Consider the following 15,533-nt stretch of genomic DNA (forward strand, 5'->3'; position numbering starts at 1 on the left):
GCGAGCTCCGGCCCCAGGGTCCTCGTCGGCGTCGGCCACCTGCGCCAACCCGCCACCTGCGCCAGCCCGCCTCAGACGAAGGGCCCTCATGCCTTCCCCCCATCCCGCGTCTCCGCCCGTGGGCGCGCGGCAGCCGGTCGGCTGGTACGCCCACCACAGCGGGGCCGGCCACGTCACCCGAGCCGTCCTGGTCGCCGCGTCGATGAGCACCCCCGTCACCATCCTCAGCTCGGCGCCCCGCCCGGCGCACTGGCCGGCCGACCGGTGGGTGGACCTGCCCGACGACGCGGCCCCCGGGGGGATCGACCACACCGCGGGGGGAGCGCTCCACTGGGCGCCCACCGGCCACGCCGGCTACCGCGACCGGATGGCGACGCTGGCGCAGTGGATCGGCACCCACCGGCCGCCCCTGCTCGTGGTCGACGTCTCGGTCGAGGTGACCCTGCTCGCGCGCCTGCTCGGGGTGCCCACCGCCGTGACCCTCATGGCGGGTGACCGCACGGACCGGCCCCACCAGCTGGCCTACGACGCCGCCTCGGCCCTCGTGGCGGCCTGGCCCCCCCTCGCCGGCGAGGCTCCGGTGACCGGCCTGCGCGAGCAGTGGCGGGAGCGGACGACGTATGCCGGGGCCTTCTCCCGCTTCGACCACCTGACCCCCGGTCCACCCCCGGGGGGACGGCACGTCACGGTGCTGTGGGGCTCCGGGCGGTCGCCCGGGACGCGGGCCCGGTTGCTGGCGGCCCAGCAGGCCACCCCCGGCTGGCACTGGTCGTCGTGCGAGGGCCTGGGGGCTGACGAGGTGTGGGCCCGGCTCCAGTCGGCCGACGTGGTCGTCACCCACGCCGGGCAGAACGCCCTCGCCGAGGTCGCCGCGTCAACGCGACCCGCCGTCGTCCTGCCCCAGCCCCGCCCCCACGACGAGCAGCACCGGCTGGCCCGGTCGCTCGCCAGCCTCGGCATCGTGGGTGTCGAGCGCGACTGGCCGGCCGACGCGCAGTGGCCGGGCCTTCTCGAGGCACGCCGCACCTCCCCACCCACTCCGTGGTCACGCTGGAGCGACCGTCAGGGCGCCCAGCGGCTCGCCGACCACCTCGACGCCCTCGCGGCCCGGTGCGCGGCATGACGCGCCCCGCCCACCCGGTCGTCGCGGTCCTCACCATCGCCCACGGACGCCACGACCACCTGGCCGGCCAGCTCAGGGCCCTGCTCCGCAGCGACCTGCGGCCCGACCTCTACGTCGTCGCCGCGATGGACGACCCGCAGATCCGTGACGTCGTCGCCGCGGCCGACGGCGTCGCCGGTCGCACGGTGGTCGTCGACGTGCCCACCACGGGAGGGACCCTGCCCCTGGCGGCAGCTCGAAACGCCGCCGCCGCTGCGGCGATCGGGGCCGGGGCCGACGTGCTCGTCGTGCTCGACGTCGACTGCCTGCCCTCCCCCGACCTGGTGCGCACCTACCGTGACGCCCTCGCCCACCTCGACCGCCTCGAACCCACCAACGGGTCTGCTGGGTCTCCCGGGCCAGCCGTGGTCTCCGGCCCCGTGCACTACCTCCCACCCCGCTCTCCCGGCGGGTACGCCGCCGCCGACCTCGCCGCGTCGACGCCCCACCCGGCGCGACCGCGGGTCGCGCCCGGCGACCCCGTACGGGCTGATGACGTGCTGCTCTTCTGGTCGCTCTCCTTCGCCGTGACCAGCGCGGCCTGGGAGCAGATCGGGGGCTTCGACGAGGGCTACCGCGGCTACGGCGGCGAGGACACCGACTTCGCCATGCTCCTCGAGCGGGCCGGGGGAGCCCTCTGGTGGGTCGCCGGAGCCGTCGCCCACCACCAGCACCACGAGGTCGACAGCCCACCGGTGCGCCACCTGGCCGACATCGTGCGCAACAGCAACCGCTTCGAGGGACGCTGGGGCTTCTACCCGATGGGCGGGTGGCTCGACGCCTTCGCCGACGCGGGCCTCGTCACGCGAGCAGGGACTCCCGCGCGGTGGATGCTGACAGCTGCCGGCGATAGAGCTGCTCGTAGCCGCTGACCATCGCCGACCGGGACAGCCGGGCCTCGGCGCAGGAGCGCACGAGCCCGCGGTCGAGACGCGCCACCCGGTCGACGGCCTCCCCCATCGCGACAGGGTCGCCCGGGGGCACCAGCTCTCCGAGCAGCGGGGACGACAGCACCTCGGGCACGCCACCGCGGCGGAAGGCCACCACGGGGGTGCCGCACGCGAGCGCCTCGGCGACGACGAGGCCGAAGGGCTCGTCCCACACGGGGGTGACGAGCGCTGTCGCCGACGAGCCGACGAGGGTCGACAGCTCGGCCGAGGTGAGGTGCCCGGCATACGCGATGTCGGGGCCGAGGGCGGGGCGCACCCGGTCGTCGAAGTAGCCCTGGTCCTGCACCGGCCCCGCGAGCACCAGCCGTCGCCCGGCCCGGTGGGCGGCCTCGATGGCGAGGTGCGGCGCCTTCTCGGGCACGATCCGCCCCGACCAGGCCAGGTCGTCACCCCCCGGGCCCGGGCGCCAGACCCGGCAGTCGACCCCGTTGGGCACGACGTCGACGGGCCCCAGCAGGCTCTCCCACTGCCGCGCCAGGAAGCCGCTCACGGCGCTGAAGGACGACGACCCCCGCTGCCCCGCCGCCGCCACGGCCGACTCGAGCCACGGTGTCGGTGGCGTGTGCAGGGTCGTCAGCACGGGCTGGGGCAGCGTCTGGGCCATCGCCAGCGGCAGGTAGTGCAGCGAGTGGTTGTGCACCACGTCGAAGCGGTGGCGCAACCGCCCACCCAGCGCCAGCATGAGGTCGAGGTGCGCGTGGTGCTCGCCGATGAAGTCGGGGGCCGGCATGGACACGTCACCGGCCGCCGTCGCGCTGGGGTGCCAGCGGGCCGCCGGGAACGACAGCTCGGGGTCACCGCCGTCGGACCCCTCCGCCGCGAAGAGGGTGACGTGGTGGCCCCTGCTCCGCAGCCCGTGCACCAGGTGCCAGACCAGCGCCTCGAGACCTCCGGCGAAGGGCTGGGTCACGGGGTAGCGCGACGGGCCGATCACCGCGATCCGCAAGGAAGACCCCTGGCCGCTGCTCACCACCACCACCCGCACACCGCGATCACGCGACGACCCTCCCGTCCACCGGGTCCCGCACGTCGGGCCCGGCTCCTCCATACCCCGGCGGGGTGTGCGGCAACCACGGGGCACGAGGGTGCACGCCCCGCCAGCAACGGGTATGCAGACCCGGTGCCTCCCTCACCCACGCTCCATCACCCGCACGCCCGGGCGCGGTCCGAGGCGGTGCGCCTGCTGAGCGTTCCCGCCCGTCACCCCTACGTCGACGCCGTGCGGCCCCCCGCGACCAGCCGGGTCGCCGAGGACCGCACCGTGGGCTGGGCACCCGACCCCGCGCTCGACCCCGAGGCCGTGGCCGCGTGGGTCCGTGACGCCGATGTCGTGCACCTGCACTTCGGCTTCGACCACCTCACGGCTCCCACGGCCCGGGCCTGGCTGCGTGCCCTCGTCGACGCCGGGGTGCCCCTCGTGCTCACGGTCCACGACCTGCGCAACCCGCACCACCTCGACCCCCGTCGGCACGACGCCGTGCTGACCGAGCTCGTGCGCGGCGCCGCGGCTGTGATCACCCTCACGCCGGGGGCGGCCGACGAGATCCGCGAGCGCTACGGCCGCACGGCGACCGTCGTCCCCCACCCGACGCTGGTCGACCCCGGACGCACGGACGACGTCGCGACCGAGCCGGGGCTGGTCACGATGCACCTGAAGTCGTTGCGCACCAACCTCATCGAGCCGATGCGGCTCGTGCGCGCGGCTGCCGTCGGCGCCGCGCTCGGTGGTGGCCGGCTGAGGGTCGACGTGCACCGGGACGTCGTGGAGGACCCCCGACTCGAGGGCCTCGCCGCCCTCGCATCGGTCGAGCGGGTCGGAGGGGTCGAGGGGGTCGGGGGGGTCGAGGTCGCGGTGCACGACCGCTACGACGACCTCCAGCTCGAGCGCTACGTGCGGCGCAGCCACGTCACGGTGCTCCCCCACCGCTGGGGCACGCACTCGGGGTGGCTCGAGCTGGCCCGCGACCTCGGCACCCGCGTGGTCGCCCCCTCCTGCGGGCACTACGTCGAGCAGTGGGCGGCCGCCTACCCCTACGACCACGACGAGCAGCAGGGCCTCGACGACGAGTCGCTGTCGCGGGCCGTGGCCCGGGCCGTGAGCGACCCGCCACCGGCGGCGGCCGACCGCGACGGCCGCCTGCGACAGCGCGACGGCGCAGTGGCCACCCACGCCGAGGTGTATGCCGCGGTGCTCGCACGGCGGCCGGCCCCGGTGGGAGACCACGGACCCGACCCGCGGGACCGGGCGTGACGTCACCTACCCCGGGCTCTCCGACGCCGACCGCTGACCCGGCCACCCTGCACGTCGTCGTCGGTCCCGACGAGCACGGCGTCGTGCTCCACGGCGAGCTCGTGGGGCACGCGTGCGGTGACTGGGTGCTGCGACTGCCGGCCCCGCGACCACTGACCGACGACGAGCTCGGCACCGCGCGGGTGGTGCACGTGCCGTGGACCGACCGGCTCTTCGGCCGACGGGCGGAGCAGGCACTGGCCGCGTTCGCCGCCCTGACCGAGCCCGTGCTGCAGCGCGGGCTGTCGCTCTCGGTGACCCTGCACGACCTGCCCGTGGGCGACTCGGCCCTCGAGCAGCGGCGACGCACCGCCTACCGCGGGGTCGTCGCGCACGCCACCGGTGTCGTCGTCAGCAGCTGGCGCGAGCTCGAGCTCGCGCAGGAGCTGTCGGTGACGGCCAGGAGCCTGCGGTGCATCCCGCTGCCCGTGCCGTCGTCGATGACCGACGCCGTGGAGGACGCCACGCGCCGCGCCGACGCGACAGCCGGTGACCGACCGTCGGACGTCACCGTGCTGGGCTTCGTCTTCCCCGACCGCGGTTACGAGCACACCATTGCCGAGCTGCCGACCGGTGTCGACCTCGTCGCGCTCGGCCGCCCGTCCGAGGGTCACGACGACCTGCCGGAGCAGCTGGCCGAGCTGGCCGCCCGCACCGGGCACCTGATGAGGACAACGGGTTTCGTCGCCGATGCCGACCTGCCCGGGGCCCTGCGCGCCGCCGGGGTGCCGGTCGCGCCGAACCGTCGGGTCGCGGCGTCGGGGTCGATCGCCGCCTGGGTCGGGGCCGGTCGCCGGCCGCTGGTGCCCGACACGGCATACGCCCGGGAGCTGGCGGCGCGGTGGCCGGGCGCCCTGCGCCTCTACGACGCCGACGCGCCCGGCGCGCTGAGGCGCGAGATCGAGGCCACGGTCGTCGACCCCTCGCTCACCTGGCTGCCGCCGGGCACCCGCACGGGGCCGGACACGCGAGAGGTGGCGCGCGCCTACGCGACACACCTGGCCGCGTGCCTTCCGCCGGCTGCCCTCCCGCTGGGGGGCGACCGCTGGGTCGTGCCCGACAACCGCTGGGACCTGCTCGACGGGCGCCGGCCGGACACCGCGCCCACCGTCAGCGTGGTGGTGCCGCACCACGAGGCCCAAGCCGACCTCGACCTCGTGCTCACGGCCCTGACGCTGCAGGACCACCCGGCCACGCGCCTGCAGGTGGTCGTCGCCGACGACGGGTCGCGCGTGCTGCCCGACACCCGCGCCGCCGGCGGTCTCGACGTGCGGGTCGTGCGACAGCAGCGGGCCGGCTTCCGCGCCGCGGCCGCCCGCAACCTCGGCGCGGCGGCGGCAGAGGGTCACGTCGTGGCGTTCCTCGACGGCGACACCGTGCCCGAGCCGGGCTACCTGCGGGCACTCACCCGGCTGCCTGCCCTGCTCCCCGACGCGCTCACGGTCGGCCGGCGGCGGCACGCCGACCTGGGCGGCTGGTCACCGGCGCGCCTGCGGGCGTGGCTGACCCGCGGTGGGCCGCCACCGCGCGAGCTCACCGAGCCCACCTGGCTGCGCGACGGCTACCGCGAGCACCGCGACCTGCTCGACGTCGACAGCCGCAGCCACCGTTACGTCATCTCCGCCGTCATGGCCCTGCACCGCGACCTGCTCACCGAGCTGGGCGGCTTCGACGAGCGCTTCTCCTCCTACGGGGGGGAGGACTGGCAGCTGGCCCATCGGGCGTATGCGGCGGGAGCGGTCCTCGCCCACGTCCCCGCCGCCGTGGCCTGGCACGACGGGCCCGAGTGGGGCGAGCGCGTGAGCGACCCGGCGGCGGCGCGGGAGGTGAAGAACCTCGAGACCCTGGCCCTCGCCGCGCTCTTGCCCGACCCGAAGGCCCGCGGCGGTGGGCAGTGGGACCGGCCGGCCCTCGTCGTCGTGCTCGGGTTCGCCGACCCGGTCGAGGTCCTCGCCACGAGCCGTGCGGCCCTGTCCGGCGACACCGACGCGGGCATCTGGGTCGACCACCCCGACGCAGCGGGCACCGTGGCCCTGCTCGGCGACCGACGCGTCACCGCGGGCGTGCCTCCGCCCGACGTGCTGGCCGGGGCGCTGGCGGTGCTGTACCTCGACGCCCCGGCGCGGGTGACCGGTCTGAGCGAGCTCGTCGAGCTGACTGCGGCCCACGGCGTGGTCGGTCTGCCCACGGGGCGGCTCGAGTCGAGCCGGTCCACCCGCCGCACCAGGCGCTGGGCCGCTCGGCTCGGGCAGGACGAGCCCGTCCTGTCGGCCCGGCTCTTCGGTGCGGTGGACCGGGCGGCCCCGCGCCCCAGCCGACCGGTCGACCTGGCCCACGAGCTCGCGGCGCTCCGCCGTGGGGCCGGGTCGATGCGGCGCTGAGGACCTGCGTCAGGGCGTGCCGCGGAAGAGGGCGAGGCCCTGCTGGACGACGCTGCGGTCACCGCCGATGGTGAAGTCGCCACCGACCAGCAGCCCGCCCGGGACGGCCGCGTAGGCCCAGACCCCCATGGGCGAGTCGAACTCGGGCGCCCAGCCGAGCACCGACGCGTCAGCGGCGGCGAAGGCGAAGATCCGCTGCTGGGTCAGCTTGGTCTGGTCACTCGGCGAGGTCCAGCACCAGCCGCCCAGACCCCGGTCGCCACCGTGGGTGCCGTAGTAGAAGTGGCCGTTGATCTCGAGCCGCCCCTGCATGCCGCTGTTGCACGACGTGCGCCAGTTGAGGCCGTCGGCCTTCACGGCGGCGAGGTTGTAGGCGTCCCACTGGTAGACGTCGTCGGGGCAGAGGTCGCCACCATAGAGCCGCAGACCGTCGGGGCTGAGGTAGACCTTGTTGATGCCGTAGATGTTGCCGCAGCGCTGCACCCCGCCGAGCCGTGACGAGACGACCGACCCGGAGGTGCCGGAGACGACGATGATCCCCCCGGTGACGGTCGAGCCGTTGACCGAGGTGAAGCCGCCGGCCATGAAGACGCGCGAGGAGCCCGCCGTGACGGCCAGCGAGGTGACGGCGCCGCCGTCGCGCTGGGTCGCCCCGACGCCGATCGTGTTGGCCACCCAGGCATCGGCGCGGCCGGTGGAGGCCGAGACCCGGGCCGCGTGGGAGCGGGCGACGGTGCCGACGGTGGTGAAGAGGCCACCGAGGTAGGCCGATCCGCCACGCACCGCGAGGGTCAGGACCGGCTTGTTGACCGGGGTGGCGAAGACGACTCCCACCCGACCGGTGGCCGGGGACACGACCGCCACGTTGCTGCGGGCCAGGCCACCGACGGTCGTGAAGGCCCCACCGAGATACAGCCCCGTGCGGGCGGCGTCCAGCTCGATGTCGAGGACGATGCCGTTGGCGTCGGCGCGGAAGGCGGGATCGACCTTGCCGGTGGCCAGGATGATCTTGGCCAGTCCCCGGCGAATGGCGCCGCCGACGCTGGTGAAGTCGCCGCCGAGCAGGACCCCGCTGGGGATGGCCGTCATGGTGCGCACGCGCGAGCCGGGCAGCGGCGCCCACGCGGTCAGCCCACCGGTGGCCGTGGTGTAGGCGGCGGCGTCGTGCCGGGTCAGGCCCTGCGAGAAGGTGAAGACCCCACCGACGTACATCTTGTCGCCCGTCGGAGACCACGAGACCGAGTTGACTTCGGTCGTGCAGGGGGCGAGCTGGTAGGTGTACTGCGTCGTGTGTGGTGCGTGGCAGCCGTCGAGCCGCGCGTCGAAGGGCAGGAGCGCTCCGGCAGTCTGCAGGCGGGCCACCCGCACCCTGGCGACGCCGTTGACGGTCAGGAAGGCCCCACCGACCAGGATGCTCGAGCGGTCGGGGGCCACGGCGATGGACTGCACGGTGCCCGAGGCGTTGGTGCCCCAGCTGCGGTCGCTGCCGAGGCCACCGAGAGCCGCGATCCGCACGTGGGGCCGGGCGACACCCTGGGCGGTCACGGAGGTGAACTCGCCACCGACGTAGACGAGGTCGAGGTCGCGGGTGGCGCCGGCCGCGACGTCCATCGCCCGCACCGGGGCGTTGGCCGTGGCGGCGAACGAGGGGTCGCGCGACCCGTCGAGCAGCCGCACGCGGGCCAGGTTGGCCGCCGGGGCTCCGGCGACCGAGGTGAAGGCCCCGCCGACGTAGACCGTGTCGCCGACGACGTCGAGGGTGCTGACCGAGCCGTCGGTGCCGGCACCCCATCCGGGGACCAGGGTGCCGTCGAGAGCCAGCGCAGCCAGCCCCCCGGTGGCGACCCCTCCGACGGAGGTGAGGGTGCCACCGATGACCAGGCGGTCGCTCGCGACCCCGATCGTCGAGACGTCACCCACGACGACCGGGGCGAAGGCCTGGTCGAGGGTGCCGTCGGCGAGCACGTGGGCGAGGCCGCTGCGCCGGGTCGTGCCGATGCGGGCGAAGGACCCCGCGAGGTAGTAGCCGCCGGAGCCGTCGGCGGCCGTGGCCCGCACGGGGCCGTCGGCGCGGATGGCATCGGACGAGAGGCGCGCGGCCGAGACACCGTCGACGAGCACGCCCCGGCCGGTCGTGGGCCCGACGTAGTCGAAGGCTCCCGCCACCCAGGCCGAGGTGCCGTCGCTGACGATGTCGGTGACGCGCCCGTTGGTGCCCGAGAAGGACGTGTCGGCCGTGGTGGAGAGCGCAGGGCCCGCCGGCAGCGCGACGAGGGAGGGGGCCGAGGCGCCCGACGTGGGCGCCCCCGCCACGAGTGCCGAGGCGGCGAGCGCCGCGGCGCAGCCGACGACGAGCACACGACGGATGCTGGTGAGCCCGACGACGGACATGGTTGCTACCCCCTGGGACCGGCCGGGGCCGGAGCACACGTGCCAACCGCGCATCGCGGTCGGGCGGGCTCCGACTCCCCAGTGGGAGCCCACTCGTGACGATATCAACCGCCGAGGGTCGAAAGGGCGGAAATCACCGGATCACCAGCAGAGCTGGCATGTCAGCCCAGCAGGGTGCGCTGGGTGAAGTCGGCTGCTGCCTTCTCGAACGCCCGCCCGTGCCGGAGCATCGCGTGCTTGCCCCCGACCACGGTGACGACGTCGACGGACGCACGTCGCCCGAGTCGGTTGGCCACCCTGACCGCCCTGCGGGGAGAAGCGATCCGGTCCTCGTCGCCGACGACGACGAGGACCTGACGCCCCGTGAGGTCGGCGTCGTCCTCGTCGTCGACCCAGGGGTTCAGCGCGACGACGCTGCGCACCCCGGGCGAGCCGCCCGCGAGCAGGGCCGCCCGCCCGCCCAGCGAGTGACCCACCAGGCCCACGGGCAGGTCGCCGTGCTGCTGCCTCGTCTGGTCGAGCGCCCAGACCACGTCGTCGACGGGGCTCTGGCCGGGGTCCCACCCCCGGTGGGAGTTGAGCAGTCGCCGGACGACGATCCGACCGCCACCGGCGTGCGCGAGACGACGGGCGACGGGCACCATCCGCAGCACCGACAGCTGCGTCGTGCTGACCGTCGACCCGGCACCGCGGGAGGCCCCGCCGTGCAGCACCAGCACCACCGCCTCCGGGGCGGTCGGGGCGTTGACCGCCACGAGGCGCGGTCGGGCCCCGGCCGGTGATCGGGAGGGCGGGCTGGTGTCGGTCGGTCGCTGTCCCATGGGCCTATGTTCGCGGGTGCTCCTGACGCCGCGCCGGAGGCGCACCCCGACGCGACTCACGAAGCCACGTCAGGACGAAGCCACGTCAGTCAGGTGCACCACGGCCGCCGTCACCGGTGGCCTCACCAGCGTCGTCGGAACAGCCGGCACCTTCACCTACCCGGAGCAGTGATCCTGGGTCAGCCAGGCTGACGATCTCGAAGCAGGGCGGTGCGACGACTCTCGTCGCACCGCCCTGTCGGACGTTCGGTGAGCTCCACCGGTGATCCGACGGTGATCCCACGGTGATACTGGCGAGGTGAAGCCGCCGCCGCCCCTCCCCCGGTCGGGCTGGGCGGGGGGCGACGACGAGACCGGCGGCTCGTGGCCGCGTCCGGTGCTGCGCGACCTCGCCGGTGCGGTCTGGTCGGTGCTGGTGGTCGGGCTCGGCGTGAGCGTCGGGCTGGCGGTCATCGGTGGCGCGGTGCACAGCTCACCCGTCCTCCTGACGGCTCTCGCGGCAGGCTTCTTCGTGCTCGAGACGGTCATCAGCCCGGTGCTGCGGCGGCTCGCATCATGGGGCAGCGTGCTGCTCGCCATGGTCCTCGGCGTCGCCGCCCAGCTCACCCTGCTGGCCGTGGCGCTCGTGTGGGCGATCGGCGCCCCGGGGCTGGGGTGGGGCGACGCCGCGACGGTGCTGGTGGTCGCTGGCGGCTTCCTCGCCCTCGGGCGGTGGCTCCTGGGCGCAACCGACAGCGGCTACGTCGTGGGCGCCGCGACCGGCCGCACCGGCCGCCTCCTGACCGCGCACCGTCGCACCGCCCTGCGCGCATCGGGCGAGGACACGCGCGGACTGCTCGTCGTGCAGCTCGACGGCGTGTCGGCACCGGTCCTGCGACGCGCCATCGAGGGCGGGCAGGCCCCCAACCTCTCCCACTGGATCGGCACCAGCCACACGGCGACCCGGTGGTGGGCCACCATCCCGTCCACGACCCCCGCCAGCATGGCCGGCATCCTGCACGGCGACGACCAGCAGGTCCCGGCGTTCAGGTGGTGGGACCGCGAGTCCGGGCGGCTGCTCGCGGCCAGCCGACCCGTCGACTCGCGAATCGTCGAAGGACGCTTCCCGCCCGGGCAGGGACTGCTGCGAGAGGGCGGCACAGCCATCAGCACGACCTACGGCGGCGGGGCAGAGCACGCCTACCTCACCATCAGCCGGGCCGCGGGCAGTCGCAGCCTGGGCTCCGGCGCGACGTACTTCTCCTTCTTCGCCCGGCCGTTCCTCCTGCCGGGGGCGATGGTGCTGACCCTCGGCGAGATGGTGAAGGAGATCTACCAGGCCAACCGGGCGAAGGTGCGCGGCGTGGAGCCCAGGATCTCGCGCGCGGGCCGCTACGTCGTGTTGCGGGGCATCACCAACGTGCTGCTGCGAAAGCTCAACCTGTCGCTCGTGGCTCAGGAGATGGCGGCGGGCCGGCCCATCGTCTTCGTCGACTTCGTCGACTACGACGAGATCGCCCACCACGCCGGGCCCGAGCGGCCCGAGGCGCTCCGGGCGCTCGAGGGGCTCGACGGAGTGCTCGGCTCGCTGCGTGACGTGGCCCGCTCCTGCCTGCGGGAGTACGAGCTCGTCGTCCTCTCTGACCACGGGCAGAGCCTCGGGCCGACCTTCGAGCAGGTCAGTGGGCACACTCTCGTCGACCACGTCGCTGGGCTCATGGACGGCGAGGACGACGTCACCCGGGTCGAGCGGTCGGCCGGCGAGGAATGGGGCCCGGTCAACGCGCTGGTGGCCTCGGTGCTCGCGCGGTGGGGCCGCGTCGACCGGGTGGTGCTCGGTCCCGACCGAGCTGCCGTGGCGCAGCGTGCGCAGCGTGCGCAGCGTGCGCAGCGTGCTGGTAGGCCTCGGGCCGACGCCCCGCCCACCCTGCCTGAGCTCGCACTCACCGCGGGCGGCAACCTCGCCATGGCGTGGTTCCCGCGCCAGGCCCGGCGCCCGGGGCTCGACGAGATCGTGGGCCGCTGGCCGCGCCTCGTGCCCGGCCTGGTGGCCACCCCCGGAGTCGGGCTCGTCATGGTCACGTCCGACGACGGGGCGCCGCTGGTGCTCGGTCGGCGGGGAGCGCGGTCGCTGGCCACGGGCGAGGTCGACGGCGACGACCCCCTCGACGGCTACCCCTCGCGGACCGCCGCCGACCTCTCCCGGCTGCACCGGCTCGAGCACTGCGGCGACGTGGTGGTTGTCTCCGAGGTCGACGAGCGCGGTCGGGTGCTGGCCTTCGAGCACCAGGTCGGTTCGCACGGCGGGGTCGGCGGCCCCCAGAACGATGCCCTGCTGGTGCACCCGAAGGCCTGGACGGTCGACCCCGACCTCGTGGACGACGTCGGCGGTGAGCGGCTGCTCGTGGGTCCGGTTGCCGTTCACCGGCAGCTGCTGGCCTGGCGCCGGGGGGTCGGCGCCGGGCCGATCGACCACCTGGCTCAGCCTGGCGAGCCCCATCAGCTCGACGGTGCTCTGTGAGCAGCATCCGCTGGCTCGGCCACGCCACCGTCGTCCTCGACCTCGGCAGCGTCCGACTGCTCACCGACCCGTTGCTGCGCAAGCACGCCGGGCTCCTGCGCCGGGTGGCGGCGACCCCGTCGCCGGCCGACTGGGCCGGCACCGACGCGGTGTTGTTGTCGCACCTGCACCTCGACCATGCCGACCTGCCCTCCCTGCGAATGCTCGGCGGCACACCCGTGCTGGCCTCGAGATCTGTCGCAGAGTGGTTGCAGCACAGAGGGATCGATGGTCAGGTAGTCACCACCGACTGGCAGACTGTGCCACTCCTGGGGGCCGGGCCCACCTCGGGTGCCGGCCCGGTGGAGGTGCGGCTGGTCAAGGCGGAGCACCACTCCCGACCGATGCTGCACCGCCCCGACGTGGCCCACGGCTTCCTGGTGCGGTCGCCCGAGGCGGTCATCTGGTTTGCCGGCGACACCGCGGCCTACGCCGGGCTGGAGCGGCTCAACGAGCTCGCCGGGCGGCCGGTCGACGTGGCCCTCCTGCCGATCCACGGCTGGGGGCCGCGCCTGTCCGGCGGCCACCTCGACCCGGCCGGCGCCGCCGAGGTCTGCCGGCGCCTGGCGGTGCCCCAGGTCGTGCCCATCCACCACGGCACCCTCCACCCCCTCGGCTTCCACCTCGCGTCCCTCGACTGGGTGCGGCGCCCCCTCCGCACGTTCCGCGACGAGCTCGCCGAGCGCGCACCCGTCACGACGCTCGTCGAGCTCACCCCCGACGGCCCTCCCTGGCCCGTGCCTGCCAGTCCCGGGGGGTGAGTGGCCACCGGGGGGTCGGACTCGAGGCAGCTCAGCGGGCTGGGCCCGCCCCGGTCTCGCCGACATAGGTCCGCAGGGCGGCCATGGCCTCCTCCAGCAGCGCCGTCACGTCGACGGCGGGGTCACGCAGCCACCGCTCGTAGGCCGTGAGGGTCAGGGCGAGACTCACCTGGCCGACCAGCTCGGGGACGAGGTCGTCGGGGTCGAGTCCCAGTCGGGTCGCGGCATGCACGGCGATGCACCGACGCCACTCGGCGTAGCGCAGGACCGAGTGGGCCCGCAGGGTGGGCGTCTGCATGATCAGGCGCATCCGGTCGGCGTGCGAGGGCAGGGCGTCAGCGGGAAACGCGTTGAACAGCATGACCGCTCGGCCAACCGCCTCGTGCAGGGGCAGGTCATCGGGCATGCTGGCCAGGTTGGTCCGGAAGGCGTCGAGAGTTCGGTCGAACTGCCCCCAGGGAATGTCGTTCTTGGAGCGGTAGTAGCGAAAGAGGGTGCGGCGTCCGACCCCGACCTCGGCAGCGATGGCCTCGAGTGTCGTGTCGTCGAAACCCTGCTCGGCGAAGAGCCGGAAGGCGGCCTGCTCGATCTGCGCCGGTGAGGTCACCTCGGGCCGACCAGCAGTGGGGCGCTTTGACACGACGTCAACCTATCGGTCTCAGCCCTTCCATTATGGCATCGAGTGCATTTATCGTGGGGCAGACACCCCGACTGCCCCCGACGACGTGAGGCCCCCGTGACCACCAAGCCCGACTGGCTCCCCGCGCTCGAGAACCCCTGGAAGCAGAACCCGTGGTTCGAGTCGGTGGCCGTCGCCCAGGCCCGCGCCCGGAAGCGTCTGCCGGCACCGGTCTACGGCGCGCTGGTGGCCGGCTCGGAGCGCGGCCAGACCATCGCCGACAACGAGGCCGCCTTCCGCGAGCTCGGCTTCGCGCCGCACGTCGCCGGCCAGCAGCCCACCCGCGACACGACGACCACCGTGATGGGGCAGCAGATCCCGCTGCCGGTCATCATCAGCCCGACCGGGGTCCAGGCCGTGCACCCGGACGGTGAGGTGGCCGTGGCCCGGGCGGCCGCGGCCCGCGGCACGATCATGGGTCTGAGCAACTTCGCCTCCAAGTCGGTCGAGGAGGTCTGCGCGGTCAACGACAAGACCTTCTTCCAGATGTACTGGACCGGCGAGCGCGACGTGATGGTGCAGCGGATGCAGCGGGCGCACGACGCGGGCTCCCAGGGGCTGATCGCCACCCTCGACTGGTCGTTCTCGATGGGCCGCGACTGGGGCTCGCCCGAGATCCCCGAGAAGGTCGACCTCAAGACGATGATCCGCATGGCTCCCCAGGTCGTGACCCGGCCGCGGTGGATGTGGCAGTTCGGCAAGACGCTGACCATCCCCGACCTCACCGCGCCCAACCTCGCGGCCCCCGGTCAGGCCAAGGGTCCGACCTTCTTCGGTGCCTACTACGAGTGGATGACCACGACCCCCCCGACGTGGGACGACGTCGCCTGGATGCGCGAGCAGTGGTCGCAGCTCAGCGGCGGAAAACCCTTCATGCTCAAGGGGGTATGCCGCGTCGACGACGCCCGCCGCGCGGTCGACGCCGGCGTCTCCGCCATCTCCGTCTCCAACCACGGCGGCAACAACCTCGACGGCACGCCCGCGACGATCCGCTGTATCGGGCCGGTGTCCCGCGCCGTGGGCAGGGAGATCGACGTCGTCATGGACGGCGGCGTACGGCGTGGCTCCGACGTCGTCAAGGCCGTCGCGCTCGGCGCCAAGGCGGTCATGATCGGCCGCGCCTACCTCTGGGGCCTCGCCGCCAACGGCCAGGCCGGCGTCGAGAACGTGCTCGACGTGATGAGCAGCGGCATCAACTCCGCCATGCTCGGGCTCGGCGTCTCCTCCCTCGCCGAGCTGACGCCGGACGTGCTGGAGGTCCCGGACGACTTCGAGCGCACGCTGGGCGCCTGAGGGGCCCGCCGCTCCCGGGGCCCGTCCGGGGGTGGCTCCTCGTCGTCGTCGTCGTCATCGTCCCAGCCCGCGTGGTCAGTCGCCCTGCAGGCGGGCGAGGGCGTGCACCTGCGGGCGGCTGGCGCCGTAGAGCGAGGTGTAGAGACCGTACAGCTCGCCGTAGACCTCGCGGTGGTCGGCGTCGGGCGTGACCGTGGTGCCGGCCTGGGCCCAGTCGGTCTCCGGGGGGACCAGCCCCACACCGACCGCGGCCATGAGGCCCCGTA

12 protein-coding genes are annotated in these 15,533 nt (G+C 74.4%); 7 read left to right on the plus strand and 5 right to left on the minus strand.

The features are described 5' to 3' along the window. Nucleotides 1-88: 88 nt before the first annotated feature. Together V3N99_07225 and V3N99_07230 are read left to right on the plus strand one after the other, a co-directional pair. A complete protein-coding gene (locus tag V3N99_07225) occupies nt 89-1,123 on the plus strand; it encodes a glycosyltransferase (protein ID MEO3936537.1) in 1,035 nt (344 codons plus the stop codon). Further along, on the plus strand, nt 1,120-2,034 hold the full coding sequence (locus V3N99_07230; protein MEO3936538.1) for a glycosyltransferase family 2 protein: 915 nt from the start codon (nt 1,120-1,122) through the stop codon (nt 2,032-2,034). The genes V3N99_07225 and V3N99_07230 overlap by 4 nt, the downstream gene beginning before the upstream one ends. On the opposite strand, the gene V3N99_07235 is transcribed toward V3N99_07230, so the two are convergent. After that, on the minus strand, nt 1,964-3,058 hold the full coding sequence (locus V3N99_07235; protein ID MEO3936539.1) for a glycosyltransferase family 4 protein: 1,095 nt from the start codon (nt 3,056-3,058) through the stop codon (nt 1,964-1,966). The two genes, V3N99_07230 and V3N99_07235, sit on opposite strands and share 71 nt — an antisense overlap. 174 nt (nt 3,059-3,232) lie before the next feature. Here V3N99_07235 and V3N99_07240 point away from each other — a divergent pair, with 174 nt between their 5' ends. Together V3N99_07240 and V3N99_07245 are read left to right on the plus strand one after the other, a co-directional pair. After that, the gene (locus tag V3N99_07240; GenBank protein ID MEO3936540.1) at nt 3,233-4,363 is read left to right on the plus strand and encodes a glycosyltransferase; all 1,131 of its coding nucleotides are present in this window, start codon (nt 3,233-3,235) and stop codon (nt 4,361-4,363) included. Further along, the gene (locus V3N99_07245) at nt 4,360-6,783 is read left to right on the plus strand and encodes a glycosyltransferase (GenBank protein MEO3936541.1); all 2,424 of its coding nucleotides are present in this window, start codon (nt 4,360-4,362) and stop codon (nt 6,781-6,783) included. Before V3N99_07240 ends, V3N99_07245 begins: the two co-directional genes overlap by 4 nt. A gap of 9 nt (nt 6,784-6,792) precedes the next feature. On the opposite strand, the gene V3N99_07250 is transcribed toward V3N99_07245, so the two are convergent. After that, nucleotides 6,793-9,174 (minus strand): hypothetical protein, encoded by a 2,382-nt coding sequence (locus V3N99_07250; protein ID MEO3936542.1) that lies wholly within the window; start codon nt 9,172-9,174, stop codon nt 6,793-6,795. Between the two features lie 161 nt (nt 9,175-9,335). Then, complete coding sequence (locus V3N99_07255) at nt 9,336-9,995, minus strand: alpha/beta fold hydrolase (protein ID MEO3936543.1); 660 nt, start codon at nt 9,993-9,995, stop codon at nt 9,336-9,338. A 298-nt stretch (nt 9,996-10,293) separates the two neighbouring features. Here V3N99_07255 and V3N99_07260 point away from each other — a divergent pair, with 298 nt between their 5' ends. Beyond that, nucleotides 10,294-12,495 (plus strand): alkaline phosphatase family protein, encoded by a 2,202-nt coding sequence (locus V3N99_07260; GenBank protein ID MEO3936544.1) that lies wholly within the window; start codon nt 10,294-10,296, stop codon nt 12,493-12,495. Further along, nucleotides 12,492-13,295, plus strand: coding sequence for an MBL fold metallo-hydrolase (locus tag V3N99_07265; GenBank protein MEO3936545.1), 804 nt, complete (start codon nt 12,492-12,494; stop codon nt 13,293-13,295). Before V3N99_07260 ends, V3N99_07265 begins: the two co-directional genes overlap by 4 nt. Nucleotides 13,296-13,326: 31 nt before the next feature. Here the strand turns inward: V3N99_07265 and mftR are convergent, their stop codons facing one another. Continuing rightward, nucleotides 13,327-13,935 (minus strand): mycofactocin system transcriptional regulator, encoded by a 609-nt coding sequence (mftR, locus tag V3N99_07270; GenBank protein ID MEO3936546.1) that lies wholly within the window; start codon nt 13,933-13,935, stop codon nt 13,327-13,329. Between the two features lie 96 nt (nt 13,936-14,031). Here mftR and mftD point away from each other — a divergent pair, with 96 nt between their 5' ends. Then, a complete protein-coding gene (gene mftD / locus V3N99_07275) occupies nt 14,032-15,267 on the plus strand; it encodes a pre-mycofactocin synthase MftD (protein ID MEO3936547.1) in 1,236 nt (411 codons plus the stop codon). 75 nt (nt 15,268-15,342) lie between these two features. On the opposite strand, the gene V3N99_07280 is transcribed toward mftD, so the two are convergent. Next, a complete protein-coding gene (locus V3N99_07280; GenBank protein MEO3936548.1) occupies nt 15,343-15,522 on the minus strand; it encodes a hypothetical protein in 180 nt (59 codons plus the stop codon). Nucleotides 15,523-15,533: the final 11 nt, after the last annotated feature.

The organism is Dermatophilaceae bacterium Soc4.6, assembly GCA_039889245.1.
Taxonomy (GTDB): Bacteria; Actinomycetota; Actinomycetes; order Actinomycetales; family Dermatophilaceae; genus Lapillicoccus.

Bases quoted from the DNA above. Each gene is read 5' to 3' on its own strand.
- V3N99_07255 (MEO3936543.1), bottom strand. From the start codon at position 9,995: ATGGGACAGCGACCGACCGACACCAGCCCGCCCTCCCGATCACCGGCC.
- V3N99_07225 (MEO3936537.1), top strand. From the start codon at position 89: ATGCCTTCCCCCCATCCCGCGTCTCCGCCCGTGGGCGCGCGGCAGCCG.
- V3N99_07280 (MEO3936548.1), bottom strand. From the start codon at position 15,522: ATGGCCGCGGTCGGTGTGGGGCTGGTCCCCCCGGAGACCGACTGGGCC.
- V3N99_07250 (MEO3936542.1), bottom strand. From the start codon at position 9,174: ATGTCCGTCGTCGGGCTCACCAGCATCCGTCGTGTGCTCGTCGTCGGC.
- V3N99_07230 (MEO3936538.1), top strand. From the start codon at position 1,120: ATGACGCGCCCCGCCCACCCGGTCGTCGCGGTCCTCACCATCGCCCAC.